Source organism: Bradyrhizobium sp. HKCCYLRH1030 (assembly GCF_051168395.1).
GTDB lineage: Bacteria > Pseudomonadota > Alphaproteobacteria > Rhizobiales > Xanthobacteraceae > Bradyrhizobium.
Genome location: NZ_JBNPUY010000013.1, coordinates 25,440 through 45,101 on the forward strand (window position 1 = coordinate 25,440; position 19,662 = coordinate 45,101).

A 19,662-nucleotide genomic window follows, 5' to 3' on the forward strand; every position below is an offset into this window, starting at 1 on the left:
AGCGCTCTTCCCGCCATCGTGCGGGAAGACGGCGCGATCCCCCGCACTGCAGCAACGTTTTTCGCAGGCCGCCTGCTTGCCAAAGCGGCAGCCGAGGCAGAGCATTCGGCTTTGCCGACCCAATCAAGGGCCGAGCTCCACAACGAGGAGGCGGCGAATGGGACAAGACCTGAGAAGTCCCCGAGGTCCACGGTGCATCGCGCTGGTGGGCCCTTTCCAAAGCGGTAAAACCACTCTCTTGGAGGCGATCCTGGCGCGGACCGGCGCGATCCCGCGCGCGGGCAGCGTCGACGCCGGCACCTCCGTCGGCGATGCCAGCCCGGAGGCGCGTCAGCACAAGATGAGCGTCGCCATGACGGCGGCGACCACGACCTTCATGGGCGACAGCTACACCTTCCTCGACTGTCCTGGCTCGATCGAGTTCATCCACGACATGCGCGCCGCGCTGCCGGCGGTCGATGCCGCCATCGTGGTCTGCGAGGCCGACGAGAAGAAGCTGCCGCAATTGCAGATCATCCTGCGCGAGCTCGAGGAGCTGCGCATTCCGCGCTTCCTGTTTCTCAACAAGATCGACCGCGCCAATGCGCGGATCAGGGAGACGCTTGCCACATTGCAGCCGGCCTCGCGCGTGCCCCTGGTGCTGCGCCAGATCCCGATCTGGAACGGCGAATTGATCGAAGGGTTCGTCGACCTCGCGCTGGAGCGCGCCTTCATCTATCGCGAGCATAAGGCCTCCGAGGTGATCGCGCTCGAAGGCGGCGATCTCGACCGCGAGAAGGAGGCGCGCTTCTCGATGCTGGAGAAGCTCGCCGATCACGACGATTCGCTGATGGAGCAGCTGCTGGAGGACATCCCGCCGCCGCGCGACGCCGTGTTCGACGATCTGGCGCGCGAATTGCGCGAGGGATTGATCTGCCCGGTGCTGCTCGGATCGGCGTTGCGCGAGAACGGCGTGCTGCGGCTGATGAAGGCGCTGCGCCACGAGGCGCCCGGAATCGCCGAGACCGCGCAGCGGCTCGGCGTGAAGGACACCAAGGAGGCGCTCGGTTATGTCTTCAAGACGCTGCATCTGCAGCATGGCGGCAAGCTGTCATTGACGAGGGTGCTGTCCGGCCATCTCGACGACGGCGCGACGCTGCATGCCGCCTCGGGCGAGGCGGCGCGCGTGTCCGGCATCCTGGCTGCCACCGGCGCCTATGACAGCAAGCGCGCGGGCGCCCAGGCCGGGGACACGGTGGCGCTCGGCAAGCTCGATGCGGTCAAGACCGGCGATACGGTTGCGACCGGCAAGACGGCACCACCGCCGCTGGCAAAGGTGGAGGCGTGCCCGCCGGTGCTGGCGCTCTCGATCGCCGCCGTCGACCGCAAGGATGACGTCAAGCTCGGCCAGGCCTTGCAGCGGCTCCACGAGGAGGATCCGTCGCTGACCATGGTGCAGAACCCGCGCACCCACGACACGGTGCTGTGGGGGCAGGGCGAGATGCATCTGCGCGTCGCGCTGGAGCGGCTGCGCGACCGCTTCGGCGTCAACGTCAAATCGCACCAGCCCGCGATCGGCTATCAGGAGACCATCCGCAAGCCGATCACGCAGCGCGGCCGCCACAAGAAGCAGTCCGGCGGGCACGGCCAGTTCGGCGACGTGGTGCTCGACATCAGGCCGCTGCCGCGCGGCGAAGGCTTCCGCTTTGCCGAGAAGGTGGTCGGCGGCGCGGTGCCGCGCAACTACATCCCGGCGGTGGAGGAGGGCGTCGTCGACGCAATGGCCCGCGGCCCCCTGGGCTTTCCGGTGATCGACGTCGAGGTGACGCTCACCGACGGCTCCTATCACAGCGTGGATTCGTCCGACCTCGCGTTCCGCACCGCGGCGCGGGTCGGCGTCGGCGAGGGGCTGCCGCAATGCCAGCCGGTGCTGCTGGAGCCGATTCACACCGTCGAGATCGTCTGCCCGACGGAGGCGACCGCCAGGATCAATGCGATCCTCTCGGCGCGGCGCGGCCAGATCCTGTCCTTCGATACCCGTGACGGCTGGCCGGGCTGGGACTGCGTCCGGGCGATGATGCCGGAGGCGGAGATCGGCGAGTTGATCGTCGAATTGCGTTCGGCGACGGCCGGCGCCGGCAGCTTCACCCGCCAATTCGACCACATGGCCGAGGTGACCGGCCGCGCCGCCGACCACATCATCGCCTCCCATCGCGACGCCGCCTGAGCTGAACGCTCCGCGCCGAGCAGCGCCGGCCCGTCATCCTCTCTCGGGATGGCGGGCCGGATCGCGTCGGGACCTTTGCTCGGGCGCGCAGGGAACAAACGGCGAGGGCCGGGTTCCAGCTTGCGTCCGGGATCAGTTTGTGATGTATTTTACATCATTGTCTTTGTCTCAGACATCATTTATGGTGTCTGCCACGTGAGGCCAGCGTGATCACGTCGTTCCAGATGCGGGCAGCGCGAGCGCTGCTCGGGATAGATCAGAGAACCTTGGCCGAGCTGGCCGGCGTGTCGCTGCCGACGATCCAGCGGATGGAAGCCTCCACGGGCAACGTCCGCGGCGTGGTGGACTCGCTGACCAAGGTCGTCGATGCGCTCAATCGCGCGGGCGTGGATCTGATCGGTGAGCATTCCCGCAGCGAGAACGGCGGGCGTGGTGTTCGCCTGAAGGACCCGGGGCCGCCCCGCCGCATGGGCCGTCAAACTGACATCGCGCGCGATGACGCAAGCTAGGCTCATCGCGCGGGCACGGGGCCCCTGGGCGCTTCGTGTGGGACGCATCGTCGGCTGCGCCGCGGCCCGATGAGGCGACGGGAGCGTGATGGGCATGAGCATCGCAAACGAACACCGTTCGCACGGGCGGGTCGGACATCATGAGCCGACCTTCGCCGAGCTTTATTCCCCCAAACTCCTGACGGTCTTGCGCGAGGGCTACGGCCTCAGCGACTTTCGCGCCGACGCGCTGGCGGGCCTGACGGTGGCGATCGTGGCGCTGCCGCTGTCGATGGCGATCGCGATCGCCTCCGGTGTCTCGCCGGGGCGTGGTCTCTACACCGCCGTGATCGGCGGCTTCCTGGTCTCGCTGCTCGGCGGCAGCCGCTTTCAGATCGGCGGTCCCGCGGGTGCCTTCATCGTGCTGGTCGCTGCGACGGTCGATCGCCAGGGTCTCGATGGCCTGCTGATCGCGACGATGATGTCCGGCGTGATGCTGGTGATCGCCGGATATCTGCGGCTCGGCACCTACATCAAGTTCATTCCCTATCCGGTCACAGTCGGCTTCACCGCGGGCATCGCCGTCATCATCTTTGCCAGCCAGCTGAAGGATCTGTTCGGTATCACGCTTGCGGGCAAGGAGCCGGGCGAGCTGCTTCCGAAGCTCACGGCGCTCGCGCATGGCGCGCCGACCGCGAGCATGTCTGCGGTCGTGACGGCCGCGCTGTCGATCGCGATCATCATCGGCCTCAAGCATCTGCGGCCGACCTGGCCCGGCATCCTGATCGCGGTGGTGGTCGCGGCCATCATCACCTTCGCGCTGCAGCTTCCGGTCGAGACCATTGGGACGAAATTCGGCGGTATCCCGCGCGAGCTGCCGGCGCCGGCGTTGCCGGCGTTTTCGCTCGCCAAGATCCAGGCGGTGTTTCCCGATGCGATCGCCTTCGCACTGCTCGGAGCCATCGAATCGCTGCTGTCGGCCGTCGTCGCCGACGGCATGACCGGCCGTCGCCATCGCTCCAACTGCGAGCTGGTGGCGCAGGGCTTTGCCAATGTCGGCTCGGCCTTGTTCGGCGGCATCTGCGTCACCGGCACCATCGCGCGCACCGCCACCAATGTTCGCGCCGGCGCCCGCGGACCGGTGTCGGGCATGCTGCATTCGCTGTTTCTTTTGGTGTTCATGCTGATCGCGGCGCCGCTGGCGAGCTACATCCCGCTGTCGGCGCTCGCCGCGGTGCTCGTCGTTGTCGCCTGGAACATGGCCGAGAAGCACGAGTTCGCCACCCTGATCCGATCGTCCTGGGGCGATGCCACGGTGCTGCTCGCAACCTTCGGGCTGACGGTCTTCCGCGATCTCACCGAGGGCATCCTGGTCGGCTTCGCGCTCGGCGCCGTGCTGTTCATCAACCGGATGGCGCAGATGACCGGCGTCGAGGACGGGTCGCCTCTGGTCGCAAAGGACCGCGCCGACTTCGAGGATGAGGCGCGGGTGCCGTACAATCCGAAGCTCAGCGCCGACAAGGACGTGCTGGTCTATCGCATCACCGGTGCGTTCTTCTTCGGCGCCGCCTCGACCGTCGGCACCGTGCTCGACTCGATCGCCGACCGCCGCAAGGCCTTCGTGGTCGATTTCGCAGCGGTGCCGTTCCTGGATTCGACGGCCGCCAACGCCATGAGCCGCGTTGCCGCCAAAGCCAAGCGCCAGGGCATCCGCCTGTTCATCACCGGGGCGTCGCCGACCGTGCGTCGGGCGCTGCTGACCCATGGCGTGCGGCCGCCGCTGGTGCGCTACCGCGAGACCATCGAGCGCGCGGTGGCCGACATCAAGGGCAAGGAGACGGCACCGGCGGACGTCGCCGATGGGCTCGCCGCGAGCTGACACGCGACCTCAACGCCGCGTCGCCGTTTGGGCCATGGCGCCTGGGGGCGACTGCCGAGCCCCAGCATTGACTCCAGCCGGAGCTTGTCCGATGTCACGGCCATGACCCTTGCCGCCAAACCCCGCGCTGCGTGCCTGATCGGCTGGCCTGCCGCGCATTCGCGCTCGCCCTTGATCCATCATCATTGGCTGCACGAGCTCGGCATTGCCGGCGGCTACACCATCGAGGCGGTGCCGCCGGAAGAGCTGGCGGACTTCGTCATGCATCTCGACCGTCGCGGCTTCGTCGGCGCCAACGTCACGATCCCGCACAAGGAGCGCGTGCTGGAGCTGAGCGAGCCGGACGCGCGTGCCCGCGCCGTCGGCGCGGCCAACACGCTCTGGTACGAGGACCGCATCCTGCGGGCCACCAACACCGACGTCGAAGGCTTCATCGGCAATCTGGACGCCGCTGCCCCAGGCTGGGACCGCACCGACGAGGCGCTGGTGCTCGGCTCCGGCGGCTCGGCGCGGGCCGTCGTGTTCGGCCTGCTCGAGCGCGGCATCGGCCGCGTCCACATCATCAACCGCACCGCGGCGCGCGCACAAGCCCTGGCTGATCAGTTCGGCAGCCATGTCGTTGCCGAAGGCTGGGACCGCGTCGGCGCGCTGCTGCCGCGCGCGGGCCTGTTCGTGAACACCACCTCGCTCGGCATGCACGGTCAGCCGCCGCTCGAGCTCGACGTCGAGCTGTTGCCGCAGCAGGCCGTCGTCGCCGACATCGTCTACGTGCCGCTGGAGACGCAGTTGCTCGCGGCGGCGCGGGCGAGGGGGCTGCGCACTGCCGATGGACTCGGCATGCTGCTGCACCAGGCCGTGCGTGGCTTCGAATTGTGGTTCGGCCGCCGTCCGCAGGTCACGCCCGAGTTGCGCGCGCTGGTCGAGGCCGATCTCACAAGGGCTTGAGCGCGGAATAAGCGCAGATGGTCGGCGTCTCATTGATCGAGCGTCCGCGTAGCCCCGCATTGGACGCGGATGATCTTCTCTCGCCCTCGGAGCCATGCATGTCCGCTCGTCTCATCCTGATCCGTTCCGTCGCTTCACTCGCCATGGTTGCGGCTGCATCCGCGCTCGCCATCGCCCAGCAGGCGCCGGTGCCGACGCGCGTGCGCGGCGCCATCGAAAGCGTCGACGCCAATACGATGACGGTGAAAGCCCGCAGCGGCGAGATCTTCAAGCTGCGCATGGCCGGCGATCTGCGCGTCTCGGGTGTCGTCAAGGCGCAGCTCTCCGACATCAAGCTGGGCTCGTTCATCGGCGCCACCACGGTGCCCGGCCCGGACGGCGCGCCGAAGGCGGTCGAGATCCACATTTTTCCCGAGGACATGCGCGGAACGGGTGAAGGCTCGCGGTCGTGGGACCTGAAGCCGAACTCGAGCATGACCAACGCCACCGTATCCGAAAGCTCGGTCTCGACCGACGGTCACTCGCTGCTCGTCAAGTACAAGGGGGGCGAAAAGCGCGTCGACATTACGCCGGACACGCCGATCGTCACCTTCGTGCCCGGCGACGAGTCCGAGCTGAAAGCCGGCGCCAAGGTGATCGCCACCGTCAAGCAATTGCCTGACGGTTCGCTCGAGACCAGCCGCGTCAGCGTCGGCCGCGATGGGCTGACGCCGCCGATGTGACCTGCCTTTCTCTGTGTGCTCAACTGCGTCTCCGTTGCCGGTGTCGTCCCTGCGAACGCAGGGACCCATACCCCCAGGGAGGAGTTTAGGGCGCAGTGGCAATTGGGCTTTTGCCCAACACGACGGCCGCGGAGTATGGGTCCCGGATCAGCGCCGCGCCGCGCTGACGCGCGTCACGGCTTGTCCGGGACGACAGCTTTTGCATGGTGGAAGTCGGGGGCGCGTAAGCTGATTAGTCCGAGCACCTTGCTCGCCGATTCTCGAGCTAATCCGCCAGCACCTTCCGGTCGATCTCGGCCACCGTGTTGACGCCGCACAGGCCCATCGTCGTCAAGAGCTCGTTGCGGATGATGTCGATGGCCTTGGCGACTCCGGCCTGGCCGCCGGCGCCGAGGCCGTAGGCATAGGCGCGGCCGAGCATGCAGGATTTGGCACCGAGCGCGAGCGCACGCATCACGTCCTGGCCGGAGCGGATGCCGCCATCGAACATGATCTCGATCTTGTCGCCGACCGCTTCCGCGATGCCGGGCAGGACGTGGATCGAGGACGGCGCGCCGTCGAGCTGGCGGCCGCCATGGTTGGAGACGACCATCGCCTGCGCGCCGGTCTCGACCGCGAGCTTGGCGTCCTCGATGTCGTGGATGCCTTTGATGATCAGCTTGCCCGGCCAGATCGAGCGGATCCAGTCGACGTCCTTCCAGTTCAGCGAGGTGTCGAACTGCGCGGCGGTCCAGGCCGAGAGCTTGGTGAGATCCTCGGTGTTCTTCACGTGGCCGGCGATGTTGCCGAAGGTGCGGCGCTTGCCCTGCAGCACGCCCTGCACCCAGGCCGGCCTGATCGCGAAGTCGAACAGCTTCGACAGCGTCCATTCCGGCGGCACGCTCATGCCGTTCTTGATGTCCTGGTGGCGCTGGCCGATCACCTGCAGGTCGACGGTCAGGCATAGTGCGCTGCACTTCGCAGCGATCGCGCGCTCGACCAGGGCCTTGATGAAGCCGCGGTCCTTCATGACGTAGAGCTGGAACCAGAACGGCTTCTCGACGCTGCCCGCGATGTCCTCGATCGAGCAGATCGACATCGTGCTCTGCGTGAACGGGATGCCGGCGGCCTGCGCCGCGCGGCAGGCGTGAATCTCGCCGTCGCCGTGCTGCATGCCCAGGAGGCCGACCGGCGCCAGGATCAGCGGCATCGACGAGGGCTCGCCGAGGATCGTCGTCGACAGATCGCGCTTGGAGACGTCGACCAGGATGCGCTGGCGGAACTTGATCTTCTGCAGATCCTCGCGATTGGCGCGCAGCGTCTCCTCGGCATAGGAGCCACGATCGGCGTAGTCGAAGAAGGCTTTGGGCACGCGGCGCTTGTGCAGCAGGCGCAGGTCTTCAATGCAGGTGACGTGTTTCATCGCGGTCTTCGGCTCCCCACCGGCGTCTCGTTTCTTAGGGCTGGGGCAGTCATCTAGCATCTTTGCGGCGGCTGCCAAATCCAACTTGGGAACCGCCACGGCGTCTGGGCAAAGCAGGGCGAACTGCGAGCGTCCCGCAACAACATGACCCAGGGCTGCCGGAGCGAGCACCTTCCTGCTGCGGCGGGGCTCCGACGGGTGAGCCCTCCAGAGCCGTCAGGTCGAATGAAAAATTAGTCTTAACAACGGCTTACAGAGGTCATGGCGGTTTCGTGGTAATGATTCATCACATTTTTTGAAGCCATCTTAGCCTTAAGGCGACTATAACCCGCGGGCTGACCGGCAGGGCGGGTCCTGTGATTCGCGCTCGCCGGTAACGAAATCCAGAAGCCGTTGCTGGGGGTCATATGAGCCGTAACTATTTCGGGACCGATGGGATTCGTGGCCGCGCCAACGGCCTGATCACGCCGGAACTCGCGCTCAAGGTCGGGCAGGCCGCAGGTCTTCTGTTCCAGCGCGGCGAGCATCGCCACCGGGTGGTGATCGGCAAGGATACACGCCTTTCCGGGTACATGATCGAATACGCCATGGTGGCCGGCTTCACCTCGGTCGGCATGGACGTGCTGCTGGTCGGCCCGATGCCGACGCCCGCGGTCGCCATGCTCACCAAGTCGATGCGCGCCGATCTCGGCGTCATGATCTCGGCCTCACACAATCTGTTCGAGGACAACGGCATCAAGCTGTTCGGGCCGCAGGGTTTCAAGCTGTCCGACGATGTCGAGAGGCAGATCGAGCAACTGCTCGATGAATCGCTCGACAAGAAGCTGGCGCAGAGCGCGAGCCTCGGCCGGGCCCGCCGCATCGACGGCGTGCACGATCGCTACATCGAATTCGCCAAGCGCACCCTGCCGCGCGATCTCTCGCTCGACGGTCTTCGCGTCGTGGTCGATTGCGCCAACGGCGCGGCCTACAAGGTCGTGCCCGAGGCGCTGTGGGAGCTCGGCGCCGACGTGATCTCGATCGGCGTGGAGCCGGACGGCTTCAACATCAACAAGGAATGCGGCTCGACCTCGCCGGAGGCACTGTGCCGGAAGGTACGGGAAATGCGCGCCGACATCGGCATCGCGCTCGACGGCGACGCGGATCGCGTGATCCTGGTCGACGAGCGCGGCCACATCGTCGATGGCGATCAGCTGCTCGCGGTCATCGCGCAGAGCTGGAAGGAAGACGGCCGCTTGGCGCGCGCCGGTATCGTCGCGACGGTGATGTCCAATCTCGGCCTCGAGCGCTTCCTGCAGGGGCAGGGGCTCGAGCTGGTGCGTACGCCGGTCGGCGACCGCTATGTGCTCGAGCGCATGCTGGCCGACGGCTACAATCTCGGCGGTGAGCAGTCGGGCCATATCATTCTCTCGGATTACGCGACGACGGGCGACGGCTTCGTCGCGGCGCTGCAGGTGCTGGCGACGGTGCAGAGGCTGCGCCGTCCGGTCTCCGAGGTCTGCCATCGCTTCGACCCGCTGCCGCAGATTCTCAAGAACGTCCGCTATCGCAGCGGCAAGCCGCTCGACGCGGACGAGGTGAAGTCGGCGATCGACACCGGACAGAAGCGCCTCAACGGCCATGGCCGACTGCTCGTACGCTCCTCCGGAACCGAGCCGGTGATCCGCGTGATGGGCGAGGGTGACGACCGCGATCTGGTCGAAGAGGTCGTCGACGAGATCGTCGCTGCCGTCGGCAACGCTGCGGCTGCTGCTTGATCGCGGACGGGAATATATCAATCTCTGCGGCCTGCCATCGACGTCGGATGGCAGGCCTTTTTGTTGGTCCCTTCTCTGCTCGCAAGCTGATGGGAGCGGATGTGCCTGAGCGAGCAGGGCGCGTCGGACTGCCGGACGCGATCGACTGCGCGCCAGCGCCTTGGCTGCGACCGATTGAGATGGGACTCAACTAATTAGTTGTTCTTCATCCTGCGGTCAAAATTGTCGCTAACGAATTGTTAGGAGGGGTTGCTTGGCCGTTAACGACTCCGCGCGCTCATGAAAAATCAACCTTAATTATTAGGGTTAAGCGCTGCTTAAGCATTTGGCGTGATAGTGTGGCATCAGCGTGATGTGGAAGCAATTCTCCGATTGCTTCACCGGCCAAAGGGACGAAAAAATGCGTAGCGTTAAGTTTCTGATCGCCGCCGGAGCGGCCACTCTGTTTTCCACTTCGGTCTTCGCTGCCGACATGCCCATCATGCCCCCTCCGGTCTACGCGCCGCCGCCGGCGGCCGATTTCGGTGGCTGGTATCTGCGCGGCGACATCGGTTTCAGCAATCAGAAGGTCAAGGACGTCCATTACTCGCGCGAATCCGCCTACACGCCGATGACGTCCTTCAACCAGACCTCGGCGTTCGATACCGCGGGCATCTACGGCGTTGGCGTCGGCTATCGCTTCAACAGCTGGTTCCGCGCCGACGTCACCGGCCAGTATCGCGGCAATGCGAACTTCAAGGCCACCGACCGCTTCAATGCAACGGCGGGCGGCGTGCCCTACAGCGGCATCGACAATTACAGCGGCAGCAAGTCCGAATGGCTGGTGCTCGCCAACGCCTATGTCGATCTCGGCACCTGGTGGTGCGTGACGCCGTTCATCGGCGCGGGTGTCGGTGGTGCGCGGGTGACGATTTCGAATTTCACCGACACGGGCATCAACAACCTGCCGTTCACGACCACGAGCTTCGCGACGGCGCCGACCTCCTCGAAATGGAATTTCGCATGGGCGGCCCATGCCGGTCTGGCTTACAACGTCAATCCGAACCTGGTGCTGGAGCTGGCCTACAGCTACGTCGATCTCGGTCACGGGCAGACCGGTGTACTATCCGACTACGTCGGCAACACCACTGGCAACGTCTTCAAGTTCAAGGACATCACCTCGCACGACCTGAAGCTCGGCGTGCGCTGGAATTTCGACAATCCTCCGCCGCCGCCGATGCCGGCGCTGATCCGCAAGGGCTGAATCGAGCGCTCGCCCTCACTGCAAATCGAACGAACGGCGCGGGCCTCCCGCGCCGTTTCGCGTTTCTGATCGGGCGAAGCGCGCGCTCTCGCTGAAAGAATTTCCGTGCAGAGCGCTGCGACAACGAATGATTAAGGTTAACGCGCGATGATCGGAACAGAGAGTCAAGTGCTGATTGGAGCGTTGCGATGCGTAGCCTGGTGGTGGCGGTTTCGGTGTGCGGCATGGTCTCCGCGGCCCAGGCCGCGGACTTGTCCGACCTTCCGATCCTGCGCGGCGGCCTGACCGAGGGCCTGAACAATTCGCGGGTCATCTGGGACGGTTACTATGTGGGCGTCCAGGGCGGCTACGGCTCGTCCGATGAGAATTTCAACGGCTCGACCAAGAACATGACGGCGGCGGTGTTGGCCAACACGCTGATCGAGAGCCAGATGCAGGTATCGTCCTGGAACCCGAATCTCGGCAAGCAATCCTCGCGCGCATCGGGCTTCGGCGCCTTCGTCGGCTACAACAGTCAGTGGGACGACGTCGTGCTCGGCGTCGAGGCGAGCTATCTGCACGGCAAATACGGCGGCATGGCCTCTTCGAGCCGCACGCTCGTCAGCACGGCTGCACTGACCGACGGCAACTTCCACGCCGTGACGTCGACGCAGTCCTCGCAGATCTCGATCACCGACATGGCGACGATCCGCGGTCGTGCCGGCTATGCGATGGGTTGCTTCCTGCCCTACGCATTTTTCGGCCTTGCACTCGGCAACGCAGATATCGGCCAGTCCGTGACGGTTCAGGACCGGGTCAGCACGACATTTCTCGGCACCTACACGCCGCTTGCGCCGCTCAGCGCCAACAACCTTCAGCACAATCACCTGATCTACGGCTACAGCGCCGGTCTCGGCGTCGACGTCAATCTGGTCGGGGGCCTGTTTGCGCGGGCCGAATACGAATACGTCCGCTTCACCTCGACGGTCGACACCAGCATCAATACGGTGCGCGCGGGCCTCGGCTACAAGTTCTGAGCTGATTGCAAGCCTGTCCTGTATGCCGATGTCCGTCAGCATCCGTCCTGCGCAGCGCGACGACGTCGCTGCCATTGTCGCCATGCTCGCCGACGATCATCTCGGCCGGGCGCGCGAGCGCCTCGAGCAGCCGTTGCCGCAGTCCTACTACGACGCGTTCGAGACGATCGCGCGGGATGGGAACATCACCCTGATCGTTGCCGAGGAGGCGGGCCGGGTGGTCGGCTGCCTGCAACTCTGCATCCTGCCCGGGCTCAGCTCGCAAGGTGCGTCGCGCGCGCTGGTCGAGGATGTTCGGGTCGCCACCGACCGCCGCAGCCGCGGCATCGGCGAGCAGCTGCTGCAATGGGCGATCGCCGAGGCGCGCAAGCAGCGCTGCAATCTGGTCGAGCTGATGACGCATCAAAGCCGCACCGACGCGCAACGCTTCTACGGGCGGCTCGGCTTCGCCAAGAGCCATGTCGGCATGGTGATGCGGTTCTGATCAGCGCGGCAGGCGGTAGGCCGCGACGGCGTTCGGGCCGAACGCCTTGTCGCGGATGTCCGAGCCGAGCTGTGTCAGGCAGCGCTCGAGCGCCTGCTTGATTTCACGGTAGCTGCCGGCGAGCAGGCAGACCGGCCAGTCCGAGCCGAAGATCAGCCTGTCGGCGCCGAAGCAGCGCGCCACATGTGTCACGTAGGGCTGCAGCCGCTCCGCGTCCCAGTCGGTCCAGACGGCTTCCGTGGCGAGCCCCGACACCTTGCACCAGACATTGCCGCAAGCCGCGAGCTCGGCGATGCGATCGGCCCAGTCCTGATCGAAGCCGGTTGCGATCGGCGGCTTGGCGGCGTGGTCCAGCACGAAGCGCGCTCTTGGAAAGGCGCGCACCGTCGCAATCGCCGCTGGTAGCTCTCGCGTGCGCACCAGCAGATCGTACGTCAAGTCGTGCGCGAACACGCTGTCGAGGCCGCGCCTGACGTCGCCGCGAAAGATCCACGCCGGATCGGCCTCGTCATGGACCTGGTGGCGGATGCCGACCAGCCTGTCGCCGCCGGGCAGGCCGCGCAGCCGGTCGATCGTCGACCCTACCGACGGATCGGTCAGGTCGACCCAGCCGACGACCCCGCCGACGAATGGCGTCGCATGGGCGATGCGCAGGAACTCCTCGGTCTCGTCGAGCGACGAGCGGGTCTGCACCAGGATGCTGGCGTCGAGAGCGTTCTCGGCCAGCAGCGGGGCAAGGTCGGCGGGACCGAACGGACGGCGGATCGGCGCCAGCGCGTCGCCGGTCATCCACGGATAGTCGGCGCGACCGGGATCCCAGAAGTGCTGATGCGCGTCGATGACACGGCTCATGGCGCGTCTCCCGGCAGCGGCGCCCGGGCATCGACGAGATTGCTGGCACGCAGGTCGCGCCAGAAGGCGGGCGGGATCGGAGCTTGCGCCATCGCGATGTTGTCGGCCGCCTCCTGCGCATTGCGGGCGCCCTGCAGGCCGACGGTCACGGCGGGATGGGCCAGGCAGAACTGGATCGCGGCAGCCTTGAGCTCGGTGCCGTGCTGTCTGCACAGCGCATCGAGCTGGCGCGCCCGCGCCACCAGCGCGGCATCGGCATCTTCGTAGTTGAACTTCGCCGGCCCGTGAGGGTTGGCGAGAATGCCGCTGTTGTAGATGCCGCCGAGAATGATGGCGATGTTGTTCTCGCGGCAGATCGGAAAGAGCGTCGTCAGCGCGCCCTGGTCGAGCAGCGTGTAACGGCCCGCCAGGAGAAAGCAGTCGACCGGAACGGCCTGCGCAAAGCGCGTCAGCATCTCCGACTGGTTCATGCCGGCGCCGATCGCCTGGATGCTGCCGTCGTCGCGCAGCCGCTGCAGCGCGCGAAAGGCGCCGGCCACAGCCTCGTCATAGTGATCGTCGGGATCATGCACGAGCAGGATGTCGATGCGATCGAGGCCGAGCCGGACCAGGCTCTCCTCGACCGAACGCATTACGCCGTCATAGGAGTAATCGAACCGCGGCCGCAGCGGCGGCGTGCCCTTGTAGTGCGGATCTTCGCCCGAGGCGGTCGGGTCCGGCCGCAGCAGCCGGCCGACCTTGGTCGAGATCACATAGCTGTCGCGCGGCTGCCGGCGCAGAAATGCACCGAGCCTCTGCTCGGCGAGGCCGAAGCCGTAGAGCGGCGCGGTGTCGTAGAAGCGCACGCCGCGCGCCCACGCCGCGGCGATCGTGGCTTCGGCATCGCCGTCGCTGACCGGCTCGAAAAGACCGCCGAGCGGCGCCGTCCCGAGGCCGAGTCGGGTGATGTCGAGCGGGCTCCTCCCGAGACGGACGCGTTCCATTCTTCTATCCTTGTTGTTCGGCGCGTGCAGATCGCGTCATTGTGCACGGATGCGTTCGACGAAACAATGACGTCGCATGGTGCAGTACAACGAAGAGGAGAGGACGATGTCGGCGATCAATCCACTGACGGCCTTCGGTGTCGTGCTGGCGACGGCTGCCACCGACGCGGTCTACGTCATGTTCACGTCGGCGGTCGTTGCCAAGCGACGGTTGTCAGCGGCGACCTGGAGCTCGATCTGGTACATGCTGTCGTCATTCGCGGTGATCAGCTACACGGAGAACTGGATCTACGTCGCATTCGCGGCGGTCGGCTCCTGGATCGGCGCCTACGGCTCGATGACCTTCCTGCATCGTCCGCCGGCTGGTCAGGCACCGGTCGGCGCCGCGCCGGAATGAATTGCATTCGCTTGCATGCCAGCACGACCGCGTGAACGCAGACAGAAGGCGCGCGAAGTTCCTTGACGCGGAACGACCCTTACCGTATTCACGCCGGCGGGACACCTCCCCCCAACGGGAGGCTTACTATCTGGAAGGATAGACGATGACTGCAGCGAAACCCTCGCAGCGGCCTGCCGTGCCGCACTTCTCCTCCGGCCCCTGCGCCAAGCGCCCCGGATGGACCTCCGAAAATCTCAAAGACGCTCCCCTCGGCCGCTCGCATCGCGCGAAGATTGGCAAGGCGAAGCTCAAGCAGGCCATCGAGCTGACGCGCGACGTCCTCGAAGTGCCCGCCGACTACAAGATCGGCATCGTGCCCGCGTCCGACACCGGCGCGGTCGAGATGGCGCTGTGGTCGCTGCTCGGTGCGCGGCCTGTCACCACGATCGCCTGGGAATCCTTCGGTGAGGGTTGGGTCAGCGACATCGTCAAGGAGCTGAAGCTCAAGGATGTCACCAAGCTGCACGCCGGCTATGGCGAGATCCCGGATCTGTCCAAGGTCGATCCGGCCAGTGACGTCGTCTTCACCTGGAACGGCACCACGTCGGGCGTGCGCGTGCCGAATGCCGACTGGATCAGCGCGAGCCGGGAAGGCCTGACGATCTGCGACGCCACCTCGGCCGCATTCGCGCAAGCCCTCGATTGGCCGAAGCTCGACGTCGTCACGTTCTCCTGGCAGAAGGCGCTCGGCGGCGAGGCCGCGCATGGCATGCTCATCCTCTCGCCGCGCGCGGTGGCGCGTCTCGAGACCTACAAGCCAGCCTGGCCGCTGCCGAAGATCTTCCGCCTCACCAAGGGCGGCAAGCTCAACGCCGGCATTTTCGAGGGCGAGACCATCAACACGCCCTCGATGCTGTGCGTCGAGGACTATCTGGACGCGCTGAACTGGGGCAAGTCGATCGGCGGCCTCAAGGCGCTGATCGCCCGCGCCGACGCCAACACCAAGGTCCTCGCCGACTGGAAGGCGCGGACGCCGTGGATCGACTTTCTCGCCCAGGATCCCGCCATCCGCTCCAACACCTCGGTGTGCCTCAAGGTCGTCGATCCCGCGATCACATCGCTGTCGGCCGATGCCCAGGCGGAGTTCGCCAAGAAGCTGGTGTCGCTGGTCGAGAAGGAGAACGCCGGCTTCGACTTCGCGCACTATCGTGATGCACCGGCGGGGCTGCGCATCTGGTGCGGCGCGACGGTGGAAGCCAACGACGTCGCGCTGCTGACGCAGTGGATCGACTGGGCGTTCGCCGAAGCCAAGGCCGCGCTGCCGAAGGCGGCGTGACGCACGCTCTTCGTGCCGTCATTGCGAGCGCAGCGAAGCAATCCAGGGCCACGAAGAAAGTCTGGATTGCTTCGTCGCTCCGCTCCTCGCAATGACGAAATTCAAGACGCGTAGGGTGGGCAAAGGCGCGAAGCGCCGTGCCCACCATCAACGTCAACCGACGCGAAAGACGGTGGGCACGCTGCGCTTGGCCCACCCTACGATTCGATTGCTTCCACCCATTCCGGCGCCGATGCGCTGTCCCTCTCTCGCGAGAGGCGTGAAGGAACATCGTCATGTCCAAACCCAAAGTTCTCATTTCCGACGCACTTTCCCCGGCCGCCGTGCAGATCTTCAAGGATCGCGGCATCGAGGTCGACTTCCAGCCCAATCTCGGCAAGGACAAGGACAAGCTCGCCGACATCATCGGCGACTATGACGGCCTTGCGATCCGCTCCGCGACCAAGGCCACGGCCAAGATCATCGAGCGTGCCAAGCGGCTCAAGGTGATCGGCCGCGCCGGCATCGGGGTCGACAATGTCGAAATCCCCGCGGCGACCGCCAAGGGCATCATCGTGATGAATACGCCGTTCGGCAATTCGATCACGACCGCCGAGCACGCGATCACGATGATGCTGTCGCTGGCGCGCGAGATTCCGCAGGCGGACGCCTCGACCCAGGCCGGCAAGTGGGAGAAGAACCGCTTCATGGGCGTCGAGATCACCGGCAAGACGCTGGGCGTGATCGGCTGCGGCAATATCGGCTCGATCGTCTGCGACCGTGCGCAGGGCCTGCGCATGAAGGTGATCGGCTTCGATCCGTTCCTCACCGAGGAGCGCGCCCTCGATCTCGGCGTCGAGAAGGTCGAGCTCGAGGAGCTGCTGAAGCGCGCCGACTTCATCACGTTGCATACGCCGCTCACCGACAAGACCCGCAACATCATCGATGCCGCGGCGATCGCCAAGATGAAGCAGGGCGTGCGCATCATCAATTGCGCGCGCGGCGGCCTGGTCGACGAGCAGGCGCTGCTCGAGGCCCTCAACAGCAAGCATGTCGCGGGCGCGGCCCTCGACGTGTTCGCCGAGGAGCCGGCGACCAGCAATCCGCTGTTCGGTCATGCCAACGTGATCTGCACGCCGCATCTCGGCGCCTCGACCACGGAAGCGCAGGAGAACGTCGCGCTGCAGATCGCCGAGCAGATGTCGGACTACCTGCTCACCGGCGCGATCTCGAACGCGATCAACTTCCCGTCGATCACCGCGGAAGAAGCGCCCAAGCTGAAGCCGTTCATCGCACTCGCCGAGAAACTCGGCTCGTTCGCGGGCCAGCTCACCGAAAGCAGCATCACCAAGATCCAGATCACCTATGAAGGCCACGTCGCCGAGATGAAGACCCGGGCGCTGACCTCGGCGGTGCTGGCCGGGCTGCTGCGGCCGATGCTGGGCGAGGTCAACGTCGTGTCGGCGCCGGTGATCGCCAAGGAGCGCGGCATGATCGTCGACGAGGTGCTGCGCGCCGGCGAGAGCGACTATGAGAGCCTGATCACGGTCGCGGTCACCACCGAGCATCAGGAGCGCGCGGTGTCGGGCACGGTCTACGCCGACGGCAAGCCGCGCCTCGTCGACATCAAGGGGATCCGTGTCGACGCCGAGTTCGGCAAGTCGATGATCTACGTCACCAACGAGGATAAGCCGGGCTTCATCGGCAAGTTCGCAAGCCTCCTCGGCGACGCGAAGATCAACATCGCGACCTTCCATCTCGGCCGTGTCGCGCCGGGAAGCGACGCGATCGCGCTGGTCGAGGTCGACGGTGCGGTGCCGGCGGATCTGCTCGCCAAGATCCAGGCATTGCCGCAGGTCAAGCAGGCCAAGGCGCTGGCGTTCTGATGACGCGCTAGCGCGCGCGGTGCTTCTTGGTTGAATCGACTTAGCGGCTGGCTCGGTTCACCTCTCCCGCTTGCGGGAGAGGTCGGCGCGAAGCGCCGGGTGAGGGCTTGCTCCACTCGGGCAGCCTCAATCGAGGAGGCACCCCCACCCCAGCCCTCCCCCCAACTGGGAGAGGGAGCGCACATCCTTCGCGGTTCGCAACCAGACCTCAACTCTTCACGCGCTGGGCCAAATTGGCCGACCGAAAGGGGCAGCACGGCACCGTGGCCGTGCTGCCCTTTTCTGTGCTCGTCTGTGCTCGGCGGAATTTCAACGGCAAGCTTTGCGGTCGCACGATTTGAACCCGCGGACCTCTCGTGGCGTCTAACGCCCCGCAAGGGACCGGCTCATCCGGTTCTCAGGGGCGCTGGGATACGGAGAGATCGATGGCAATGCGAACGACGTGGCTGGTTACGACAACTCTCGTTCTCGGTGCCTCGCTGGCGGCGGCGCCGGGCCATGCGGCAAACCTTGACGCGACGTCCACCGTCGATGCCGTCACCGTGTATCCCGACGGCGCGACCGTGACCCGGGTCATCTCGCTCGACCTTCCCACCGGTGACACGACGGCGATCGCCAAGGACTTCCCGCTCGGACTCGATGCGTCCTCGCTTCGTGTGGAAGGCGAGGCCGGCGCCAAGCTCGTGATCGGTACCGTCGACGCCAAGCCACCGCGTGCGGCGCCGCCCGTCAACCTGCCCGACATCGACAAGCGCATCGAAGCGCTGAAGGACGAGCGCGCCAATCTCGATGGCACGATCGCCTCGGCCCTGGCGCGCAAGAAATTTGCCGAGCGTTTTGCCGAGGCATCGCCGGCCGGGCTCGGCGAAAAGGGCGAGGCGCGTCCGATCACGGAATGGCGTGCCGCGTTCGCCGCCGTTGCCGACGAGGTTGGACAGGCCGACGCGGCGATCCGTGATGCCGAACGCAAGCAGCGCGAGATCGATCGCGAGATCGCGCGCCTGCAGGACAATCTCACGACGAAGCCCCCGAGCAAGCTGGAGGTGCGGATCGAATTGTCGGCTGCGGCAGCGACCAAGGCGACCTTGCGCGTGACCTACGCGGTGCGCAACGCCCGCTGGGTGCCGCTCTACGACGCGCGTCTCGACACGACGGCGAAGGACCGCAAACCGGCTCTCGAACTGGTGCGACGCGCCGAGATCCAGCAGGCCACCGGGGAGGACTGGTCCGAGGTCGCGCTCACGGTTTCGACGGTGCGGACCGGACGCGGCGGCAGCGCGCCCGAGCTCAGGACGATCATCGCGCAATATCCGCCGCCGCCACAGCCAGCGCCGAAGCCGGCGGCCGTCAGCGCGGCACGAGGACTCATGGAGAGCCGGCAGGAGTTTCGCTTTGGCGGAGGGACGACGTTCGGAGATGTCGCGGACAAGGCCGTCGAGCAGCAGACGGTCGCGGAGATCAGCGCCTTTCAGACCGTCTTCCACCTCCCCGGACGCGTCAGCGTCGGTGCCAATGATGGCGCGAAGAGCCTGCGTATTTCCACCGCGACGATCACGCCCGAACTGACGATCCGTTCGGCGCCCGTCATCGATGCCACCGCCTATCTCGAAGCGAGCTTCCCGCAGAGCGAGGAGGCGCCGCTGCTGCCGGGCAAGGTCTCGATCTATCGCGACGGCATGTTCGTCGGCACCAGCAGATTGGCGTCGGCCGGCAAGGACGAGGTCGTTCATGTCGGCTTCGGGGCCGACGACAAGGTCAAAGTCGAGCGCAGTGTCGTCAAACGGAACGAAGGTTCGGCCGGTCTGATCGTGACGACGGCGAAGATCGACGAGCGCGCCTTCAAAACCACGGTCCGCAACGCGCATGATTTCCCGATCAAGGTCGCGATCCAGGATCAACTGCCGGTCAGCGAGAACGAGGAGATCACGGTTGAGATGCTTCCCGCGACCACGCCGCCGGCCTCGACCAACGTCCGCGACCGGCGTGGTGTCGTCGAATGGGTGATCGACGCCAGACCCGGCGAGGCCAAGGATATCGCCTTCGCCTGGCGTGTGCGCTGGCCGAAGGACAAGTCGATCGTGTTGCAGCCGTCGGGCTGATTGCCC

At 66.0% G+C, this 19,662-nt stretch carries 16 protein-coding genes; 13 read left to right on the forward strand and 3 right to left on the reverse strand.

Annotated features, from left to right (window positions below):
* Positions 1-157 precede the first annotated feature (157 nt).
* The 5 genes from ACQR1E_RS29750 (at position 158) to ACQR1E_RS29770 (ending at position 6,240) form a co-directional block, all read left to right on the forward strand.
* Entirely contained in the window at positions 158-2,206 is a 2,049-nt protein-coding gene (locus tag ACQR1E_RS29750) for an elongation factor G (protein ID WP_315750067.1), read from the forward strand.
* Between the two features lie 206 nt (positions 2,207-2,412).
* Positions 2,413-2,715 carry a helix-turn-helix domain-containing protein gene (locus ACQR1E_RS29755; protein WP_315714118.1) on the forward strand — a complete coding sequence of 101 codons (303 nt, stop codon included), beginning with the start codon at positions 2,413-2,415 and terminating at the stop codon, positions 2,713-2,715.
* A 94-nt stretch (positions 2,716-2,809) separates the two neighbouring features.
* Positions 2,810-4,573, forward strand: coding sequence for a SulP family inorganic anion transporter (locus tag ACQR1E_RS29760; protein WP_434897917.1), 1,764 nt, complete (start codon positions 2,810-2,812; stop codon positions 4,571-4,573).
* Between the two features lie 102 nt (positions 4,574-4,675).
* The gene (locus ACQR1E_RS29765; RefSeq protein ID WP_315714120.1) at positions 4,676-5,518 is read left to right on the forward strand and encodes a shikimate dehydrogenase; all 843 of its coding nucleotides are present in this window, start codon (positions 4,676-4,678) and stop codon (positions 5,516-5,518) included.
* A gap of 143 nt (positions 5,519-5,661) precedes the next feature.
* Positions 5,662-6,240 carry a hypothetical protein gene (locus ACQR1E_RS29770; protein ID WP_315750440.1) on the forward strand — a complete coding sequence of 193 codons (579 nt, stop codon included), beginning with the start codon at positions 5,662-5,664 and terminating at the stop codon, positions 6,238-6,240.
* Between the two features lie 265 nt (positions 6,241-6,505).
* On the opposite strand, the gene ACQR1E_RS29775 is transcribed toward ACQR1E_RS29770, so the two are convergent.
* Entirely contained in the window at positions 6,506-7,642 is a 1,137-nt protein-coding gene (locus ACQR1E_RS29775; RefSeq protein WP_434897918.1) for an alpha-hydroxy acid oxidase, read from the reverse strand.
* A gap of 407 nt (positions 7,643-8,049) precedes the next feature.
* Between ACQR1E_RS29775 and glmM the strand changes: the two genes are divergently transcribed.
* The 4 genes from glmM (at position 8,050) to ACQR1E_RS29795 (ending at position 12,142) form a co-directional block, all read left to right on the forward strand.
* A complete protein-coding gene (gene glmM, locus ACQR1E_RS29780; protein WP_316169324.1) occupies positions 8,050-9,399 on the forward strand; it encodes a phosphoglucosamine mutase in 1,350 nt (449 codons plus the stop codon).
* A gap of 400 nt (positions 9,400-9,799) precedes the next feature.
* A complete protein-coding gene (locus ACQR1E_RS29785; protein WP_315750069.1) occupies positions 9,800-10,642 on the forward strand; it encodes an outer membrane protein in 843 nt (280 codons plus the stop codon).
* Between the two features lie 188 nt (positions 10,643-10,830).
* A complete protein-coding gene (locus tag ACQR1E_RS29790) occupies positions 10,831-11,658 on the forward strand; it encodes an outer membrane protein (protein ID WP_315714124.1) in 828 nt (275 codons plus the stop codon).
* A gap of 28 nt (positions 11,659-11,686) precedes the next feature.
* Positions 11,687-12,142, forward strand: coding sequence for a GNAT family N-acetyltransferase (locus tag ACQR1E_RS29795; RefSeq protein ID WP_315750071.1), 456 nt, complete (start codon positions 11,687-11,689; stop codon positions 12,140-12,142).
* Here the strand turns inward: ACQR1E_RS29795 and ACQR1E_RS29800 are convergent, their stop codons facing one another.
* Both ACQR1E_RS29800 and ACQR1E_RS29805 read right to left on the reverse strand, forming a co-directional pair.
* The gene (locus tag ACQR1E_RS29800; RefSeq protein ID WP_315750072.1) at positions 12,143-12,994 is read right to left on the reverse strand and encodes an amidohydrolase family protein; all 852 of its coding nucleotides are present in this window, start codon (positions 12,992-12,994) and stop codon (positions 12,143-12,145) included.
* Complete coding sequence (locus ACQR1E_RS29805) at positions 12,991-13,977, reverse strand: aldo/keto reductase (RefSeq protein WP_315750073.1); 987 nt, start codon at positions 13,975-13,977, stop codon at positions 12,991-12,993. The genes ACQR1E_RS29800 and ACQR1E_RS29805 overlap by 4 nt, the downstream gene beginning before the upstream one ends.
* A gap of 106 nt (positions 13,978-14,083) precedes the next feature.
* On the opposite strand from ACQR1E_RS29805, the gene ACQR1E_RS29810 reads away from it, so the two are divergent.
* The 4 genes from ACQR1E_RS29810 to ACQR1E_RS29825 all read left to right on the forward strand — a co-directional run bounded on the left by ACQR1E_RS29810 (position 14,084) and on the right by ACQR1E_RS29825 (position 19,656).
* Positions 14,084-14,374 carry a hypothetical protein gene (locus ACQR1E_RS29810; protein ID WP_315714383.1) on the forward strand — a complete coding sequence of 97 codons (291 nt, stop codon included), beginning with the start codon at positions 14,084-14,086 and terminating at the stop codon, positions 14,372-14,374.
* A 145-nt stretch (positions 14,375-14,519) separates the two neighbouring features.
* A complete protein-coding gene (locus ACQR1E_RS29815) occupies positions 14,520-15,692 on the forward strand; it encodes a phosphoserine transaminase (RefSeq protein WP_315750074.1) in 1,173 nt (390 codons plus the stop codon).
* 275 nt (positions 15,693-15,967) lie between these two features.
* A complete protein-coding gene (gene serA / locus ACQR1E_RS29820; RefSeq protein WP_316169320.1) occupies positions 15,968-17,557 on the forward strand; it encodes a phosphoglycerate dehydrogenase in 1,590 nt (529 codons plus the stop codon).
* A gap of 431 nt (positions 17,558-17,988) precedes the next feature.
* On the forward strand, positions 17,989-19,656 hold the full coding sequence (locus tag ACQR1E_RS29825) for a mucoidy inhibitor MuiA family protein (RefSeq protein WP_434897930.1): 1,668 nt from the start codon (positions 17,989-17,991) through the stop codon (positions 19,654-19,656).
* The last annotated feature ends 6 nt before the right edge of the window (positions 19,657-19,662 follow it).